The 7,077-nt window shown below is 71.9% G+C and carries 5 protein-coding genes; all 5 read right to left on the reverse strand.

What is annotated here, in order from left to right:
• The coding region (locus J1C73_RS12335; protein ID WP_207316408.1) for an ABC transporter ATP-binding protein at positions 1-1,072 on the reverse strand (1,072 nt) is incomplete at its 3' end.
• 215 nt (positions 1,073-1,287) lie between these two features.
• The gene (locus tag J1C73_RS12340) at positions 1,288-2,706 is read right to left on the reverse strand and encodes a CitMHS family transporter (RefSeq protein ID WP_207316409.1); all 1,419 of its coding nucleotides are present in this window, start codon (positions 2,704-2,706) and stop codon (positions 1,288-1,290) included.
• Between the two features lie 120 nt (positions 2,707-2,826).
• Positions 2,827-5,079, reverse strand: coding sequence for a molybdopterin oxidoreductase family protein (locus J1C73_RS12345; protein ID WP_207316410.1), 2,253 nt, complete (start codon positions 5,077-5,079; stop codon positions 2,827-2,829).
• 144 nt (positions 5,080-5,223) lie between these two features.
• Positions 5,224-5,844, reverse strand: a complete 621-nt coding sequence (locus tag J1C73_RS12350) for a TetR/AcrR family transcriptional regulator (RefSeq protein WP_123469775.1) — start codon at positions 5,842-5,844, stop codon at positions 5,224-5,226.
• Between the two features lie 137 nt (positions 5,845-5,981).
• The coding region (locus tag J1C73_RS12355) for a hypothetical protein (protein ID WP_207316411.1) at positions 5,982-7,077 on the reverse strand (1,096 nt) is incomplete at its 5' end.

Raw genomic sequence — 7,077 nt, forward strand, 5'->3', positions numbered from 1 at the left:
CGCCCGCGGCGCCGCGGCGCCTGCACGGGGCGCCGTGCTCCGGGCGGGCGGATTCCAGGTCCGGCACCACGGCGGGCCGTGAGCCGGTGTTGAGGTGGACCAGCGCCTCGTGGCCCTGGTACTCGACGTGTTCGACGATGCCGCTGAGCGCGACCTCCCCGGGGCGGGCCTGGCTGGGCGGGGCGATCCGGACCGCTTCGGAGCGCAGTCCGACGATGATCCGGCGGCCCTGCTGGATGCGGAGCAACTGGTGGTCGGGGCTGAGCGGTTCGGGCAGCGGAAGGCGCTGGCGGCCGAGGTCGATCGACATCCGCCCCTCCAGGGGCGCGTGGACGACGGCCTGGAGCAGGTTGATCCGCGGGGTGCCGATGAACGCGGCGACGAACACGTTCTCCGGCAGGGCGTACACCTCGCGCGGCGGGCTGACCTGCTGGAGCACTCCCCCGCACATCACGGCGACCCGGTGGCCGAGCGACATCGCCTCGGCCTGGTCGTGGGTCACGTAGACCGTGGTGACACCGAGTTCCTTGGTGAGCTGGGATATCTCGGCACGCAGATGGTTGCGGAGCTTCGCGTCGAGGTTGGAGAGCGGCTCGTCCATCAGGAAGGCGGAGGGCTGGCGCGAAATGGCCCGGCCCATGGCGACCCGCTGGCGCTCCCCGCCGGAGAGCTGGCCGGGGAGCCGGTCCAGGACGCTCTCGATCCCGAGCATCCTGGCCGTGTTCTCGATCCGCTCGCTGTGGTCCTGGCGCGGGTTCTCCAGCTTCAGCGGGAAGCCGATGTTGGCCCGGTTGGTCATGGTCGGGTACAGCGCGAAGTTCTGGAAGACCATGGCCATGGAGCGTTCGCGGGGCGTGAGGTGGTTGGCCGGTTCACCGTCGAGCAGCACCTCGCCCTCCGAGACGTCCTCAAGACCGGCGATCATGCGGAGCACGGTCGATTTGCCGCAGCCCGAGGGACCCAGCAGGACGACGAACTCGCCCGGGTCGATGGAGAGCGAGAGACGGTCGACGGCACGCGAGGACCGCCCGTACGCCTTGCTGACATTGTGCAGAGTGATGGCGCGAGTCATGTGGTTCCGCCCGGAAGGATGGTGGTGGAGCGGTGGGGAGCGGCAGCAGTGGCCTGAAATTAACCCACCGGGCGGGGTGAGGGAATGACTCGCGCAAAGGTTGCCGGGTACTGGGGTTGCCGGGTCCGAAGTGTCAGGTGGGGTTCCGGTTCGGGCAGGGTGCCACCGGGCCGTCCGGTACGGCTCCGGCCGGGCCCGGTGGTGCCGGTCGCGGGTCAGATGATCCCGAACAGGAGCCCGGCGCCGAGCACCACCAGCGAGGTGATCGCGGCCCATTTGACGGTGAACCGGGTGTGGTCGCCGAACTCGACCTTGGCCATGCCGACCAGGACGTAGACGGCGGGCACCAGCGGGGACGACATGTGCAGGGGCTGGCCGACCAGGGAGGCGCGGGCGATCTCCAGCGGGGAGACCCCGTGCGCGGCACCGGCCTCGGCGAGCACCGGCACGACACCGAAGTAGAAGCCGTCGTTGGACATGAAGTACGTGAGCGGGATGCTCAGTACGCCGGTGACGAGGGCCATGTGCGGTCCCATGCCGTCCGGGATCGCGCCGACCAGCCAGTCGGCCATGTGGTCGACCATGCCGGTGCCGGACAGGACGCCGGTGAAGACGGCGGCGGCGAAGACCATGCCGGAGACGTTGAGGACGTTGTCGGCGTGGGCGGCGATCCGGGCACGCTGGTCGGGCATGTGGGGGAAGTTGACGGTGAGGGCGAGGGCCGCGCCGAGGAGGAAGAGCACCGGGATCGGCATCAGCTCCATGATCATCGCGGTGAGCAGGGCGATGGTGAGGGCGGCGTTGAACCAGTAGAGCTTCGGCCGCAGGGTGGCGCGGTGCGGGTCGAGGCCCTTGAAGCCGCCGTCGTCGGCCGCTTCGCCCTCGTCGCCGGGCGCCGTGCCGCCGGCACCGGCCCCGCCGGAGTTCTTGCGCAGGCGGTCGCCGCCACCGGTCGCGCCGACGAGAACGGCCTCCGTTCCGGTGTCCGTGCCGGCCGCCAGGGCCTCGTCGAGGGTGAGTGTGCCGAGCCGCCCGCGCTCGCGCCGGCCCAGGACGACGGCCAGCAGGAGCACGGCGAGCAGCCCGACGCCCAGGGCCGGGATCATCGGGACGAAGATGGCGCTCGCGTCCAGCTTGAGCGCGGTGGCGGCACGGGCCGTCGGACCGCCCCAGGGCAGGGTGTTCATGACGCCGTTCGCCGTGGCGGCGACGCCGGTCATCACCACCAGGCTCATCTTCAGGCGCTTGTAGAGCGGATACATCGCCGAGACGGTGATCATGAACGTGGTGGAGCCGTCGCCGTCCAGCGAGACGATCGCGGCGAGCACCGCGGTACCGATGACGATCCGCATCGGGTCCGCCCTGCAGAAGCGCAGGATGCCCCGCACGATCGGGTCGAAGAGCCCGACGTCGATCATCACGCCGAAGTAGAGAATCGCGAACATCAGCATGGCGGCGGTCGGGGCGAGGTTGCCGACGCCGTCGATGACGTAGTCCCCGAGCTTCGCACCCTGCCCGACGGCCACGCAGAACAGTGCGGGGATCAGGACGAGCGCCGCGATCGGCGACATCTTCTTCATCATGATCAGAACCAGAAAGGTAGTGATCATGGCAAAGCCGAGGATGGTCAGCATATGGATACCTATCGTTCACCCTTGAACTCCCACCGGAGCCGGCGGTTCGGATGACGTTAGGGCGCGCCATACGGCGTTAACAAGACGTTGACATGCGAGCAATACGAGCAAAACCCCAGGTCAACGCGTAGGTGCCACCGTGACGGGGATGCCGTTGAGCACAGCGGTGCCGGAGAGCGGGTCGAGCCGGGTGCCGTCGAGCAGCTGATTGACGTTGACGCCGGGCCGCGCGGCGGCGACGGACATCCGGGTACCGGGGCGGCTGTGCCCCCAGCCGTGCGGGAGGCTCACCACGCCCGTCCGCACGCCGTCGGTGATCTCGACCGGGGCGCTCAGCTCACCGCCGTCCGCCGTGACGGTGGCGGCGGCGCCGTCCACCAGTCCGAGGCGCGCCGCGTCCTCGGGGTGCATCTGGAGGGTGCAGACGTTGGAACCGCCGGTGAGCGCGGCCACGTTGTGCATCCAGCTGTTGTTGGAGCGCAGGTGGCGGCGGCCGATGAGGACGAGTGCGTCGGGGTCGGTCCGGCCCGCGAGGGCGTCGCGCAGCCTGGGCAGATCGGCGGCGATGGGCGCGGGGAGCAGCTCGATGCGTCCACTGCGGGTGGCGAGGACCTGGGGGACCCGGGAGGTGAGGGGACCGAGGTCGATGCCGTGCGGGTGGGCGAGCAGCCGCTCCAGGGTGAGGCCGTCGGGGTCGGCGCCGAAGCCGTCGCCGTACGGGCCCAGGCGCAGCATCAGGTCGAGGCGGCGCTCCGGTCCGGTGCGGCCGGTGAGCGCGGCGGCGAGTTCGGCGGGGATCCGGCCGTGCACGGGCGAGTGGGGGTCGGCGACGGTCTTGCCGAGGGTCCGGTCGATGACCATGGCGTCCACTGCGTCCGGCTCCGCGCCGTGCATCCCGGAGACGGCCAGGACGAGCCGGGCGATGATCTCGCTCTCGTCCATCCGGTCCGCGTCCAGCCGGACGGCGGGCCGGGTGTAGCGGACCTGGTTGCGCACGGACAGGGTGTTGAACGCGAAGTCGAAGTGGGCGCTCTGCGAGGGCGGCGGCGGGGGGAGCACCACGTCGGCGTGGCGCGAGGTCTCGTTGAGGTACGGGTCGACGCTCACCATGAAGTCGAGCCCGTCGGCCAGCGCCCGGTCGAGCCGGTCGCTGTCGGGCGCCGAGAGCACGGGGTTGGCGGCCAGGACGATCAGTGCGCGGATCCGCCCCTCCCCCGGCACGGCGATCTCCTCGGCCAGCGCGGAGATGGGCAGTTCACCCTTGGCCTCGGGATGCCCGGAGACCCGGCTCGCCCAGCGCCCGAGGGCGAAGCCCTTGCCCGGGGCGGCGGGTCGTGGGGCGCGGGCGGTGGCGGAGAGCGGGAAGAGGGCGCCGCCGGGGCGGTCGAGGTTTCCGGTGAGGATGTTGAGGACGTCGACGAGCCAGCTGGCGAGGGTGCCGTGTTCGACGGTGCAGCTGCCGATACGGCCGTAGACGGCGGCGGTGGGGGCGGCCGCGAGCTCCCGCGCGATCGCCCGGATGGTCGCGGCGTCCACGTCACAGGCCGCGGCCACCGCCTCCGGCGAGAAGTCCCGCACCGCTTCGGCGACTTCCTCGATCCCCTGGAGGTGGTCCACGAGCACGCCGGGGTCGGTCAGCTTCTCCTCGAACAGTACGTGGGTGACGGCGGCGAGCAGGAGGGCGTCGGTTCCGGGACGGATGGCGACATGCCGGTCGGCGAGACGCGCGGTGCGGGTGCGGCGCGGGTCGACGACGGTGAGGCTGCCGCCGCGGCGGCGCAGCGCCTTGAGCCTGCCGGGGAAGTCGGGGGCGGTGCAGAGGCTGCCGTTGGATTCGAGCGGGTTGGCGCCGAGCAGCAGCAGATGGCCGGTGCGGTCGAGGTCGGGCACGGGGATGGTGTTCGGGTCGCCGAAGAGCAGCCCGCTGGAGACGTGCTTGGGCATCTGGTCCAGGGTGCTCGCGGTGAACAGGGCCCGGGTCCGCAGGGCGCCGAGCAGGGCGGACGGGTAGAGAGCCCCGGCCATGGTGTGCACATTGGGATTGCCGAGGACGACGCCGACGGCCTGCGGGCCGTGCTCCTCGGTGACGGCCGGCAGGGAGCGGGCGATCACGTCGAACGCCTCGCTCCAGCTCGCCTCCGTCAGGACACCGTCCTTGCGGACGAGCGGGGTGCGCAGCCGGTCGGGATCCTCGTCGAGTCCGCCGATGGCGGCGCCCTTGGGGCAGATGAAGCCCTGGCTGAAGACATCGTCGCGGTCGCCGCGGGCGCCGGTGACCCTGGTCCCCTCGATGGTGAGGGCGAGTCCGCAGGTGGCCTCGCAGAGGGGGCAGATACGCAGGGCGGTGCGGGTGCTGCTGAAATCGTGCGACATGGGCCCTCCCCGGGGCGGCGGCAGCGTTGACGCGCGTACGCGGTCAAGCAGGGCCGAGCATACCGACCGGTACGCATGGTGGGGAGGTGTTGCGGCGGGCCGGTTGCCCGCCCCTGCGGGCGGGCCCCTCCGCGCCGGGCGGTCTCAGTCCAGCACGCGCGCCAGATACGCCTGGAGGAGCAACCGGGTCTCGGTGACGATCGCCCGGTCGCCGGACGGATCGATGCGGAAGGCGAGTTTGAGCAGGGCGTCGGTGGCCTCCACGCAGACCAGGACGGTGCGCAGCAGATCCTCGTCGGAGGTGCGGCCCAGATGCCCGCAGAGGAGGTCGGCGAGCCGGCTCGCGACCCGGTGGTTGGCGTCGTCGCCCGGATCCTCGCCGGGCGCCGGTGCGCCGAAGTCGACGAGCGCGAAGCCGGGTACGGAGCGTTTCATCGCCAGGTACTCGTCGAGCACGGCGTCGATGGCGCTGCGCCAGTCGGCGGCCGCGATGACGTCGAGCCGGGCCGTGATGCGCTCGGCGTAGCTGTCCAGGTTGCGGAGGGCGAGGGCGTCGGCGAGGGCGCGCTTGTTGGAGAAGAACCGGTAGACGGAGCCGATGGGCACTTCGGCGCGTGCGGCCACGGCCCGGGTCGAGAGCTGTTCGTAGCCGGTCTCGTCGAGGAGTTCGGCGCAGGCGTCGAGTATCCGGGCGAGGCGCTCGGCGCTGCGCTGCTGCACAGGGGCGCGGCGGAGGTTCGTGTTCGCATGGGGCACGGACTCCATGATGCCGTGGGCCTCCTTCGCCGGGCATAAGGCCGACCGGCGAACGGGCCCCCTCCTCGGGCCGGGCGGTGAGCCCCGGGGAGGCGCGCGCCGGCCCCTCCCCCCTGTGCCGGCCGGTCCAGGGGGGCACCCGAGTCTCAGGCGATGAGCAGGCTCAGCCCGCCGATGGTGTACGCGATCATCAGGACCAGCAGCGGGAGTTGGCCGGCTATCGCGCGTCCGGGCGGGAAGAGCCGTACGGAACGGTCATGGGCGGCGACGACGCCGAGGACGTGGCCGAGGACGATCGCGAGGACCTGGAGGGTGGCGACACCGCCCGGCCCCAGGAGCGGCTCGGGCGGGGCCGGATTGTCAGTGCCGAGTGCCACCATGACCGTACGTGGACCTTCGGTGACGAAGAGTGTGAAGTAGTGGGCGACGAGATAGCCGAGGGCGATCGGGACGAGGGAGTGCGCGAAGGCGGTCAGGGGGTGCGGCAGTTGGCCGGAGAGCAGCCGGGTGGCACCGGCGCAGAGCGCGTAGAGGGTGGCGACGAGGGCGACGGCGCCCAGAAGTCCGAGAGTGGCCGCGGTGGTACGGCCCAGTGGGGAGGTCTGGACGGTGGTGATCCAGGAGGGTGCGTCGGAGAAACCGTCGTAGGCGGTGGAGCCGAGCATGACGCAGACGGTGGCGACGAGTCCGGGGAGCTGCGGTGTGGCGTCGAGTCCGTTGAACGGGGAGCGCAGGACGAGTCGGCGGTCGGCGGACCGGCGGCCGAGCGGGGAGAGCCTGGCGAGGAGTCCCGAATAGACCTCGAAGGCGTCGCCGTGGTCGAACCAGTGGGCGCCGTGGCGGGCGGCGCCCGCGAGATGGACGGCGCAGTACAGGGCGAGGAAGAGCAGCAGCGCGGTGGGTGACGCCGGGTCGGGGGCGACGAGTTCGAGCCAGGTGAAGCCGAGGAGCCCGGCCGCCGCGGGCCACATCCCGAGGCGTACGGGGAGGGGGCGGCCCGCGCCGGGGTCGCGCCCCAGTGCGCGACAGGCCAGGAGGTGGAGGGTGCGCAGGGGGTTGAGCAGCCGCCAGACGGGGCCGAGCAGCAGTGAGGCCGGGACGAGCCCGACCCAGAGGAGTACGTAGACGGCGCCAGGAGCCGGGTTGCGGTCCGGGTCGGCCGGGCCGAGGAGCAGGCACAGCACGACGAGGAGTGCGGCGGCCAGACCGAGCGCGCGGGCCGCGACGCGGGTGGCGCCCGCG

The organism is Streptomyces laculatispora (genome assembly GCF_017353455.1).
Classification (GTDB): domain Bacteria; phylum Actinomycetota; class Actinomycetes; order Streptomycetales; family Streptomycetaceae; genus Streptomyces; species Streptomyces laculatispora.

Excerpts from the sequence above, each read along its gene's own strand:
- J1C73_RS12340 (WP_207316409.1), bottom strand. The coding sequence starts at position 2,706 with ATGCTGACCATCCTCGGCTTTGCCATGATCACTACCTTTCTGGTTCTG.
- J1C73_RS12345 (WP_207316410.1), bottom strand. The coding sequence starts at position 5,079 with ATGTCGCACGATTTCAGCAGCACCCGCACCGCCCTGCGTATCTGCCCC.
- J1C73_RS12350 (WP_123469775.1), bottom strand. The coding sequence starts at position 5,844 with ATGGAGTCCGTGCCCCATGCGAACACGAACCTCCGCCGCGCCCCTGTG.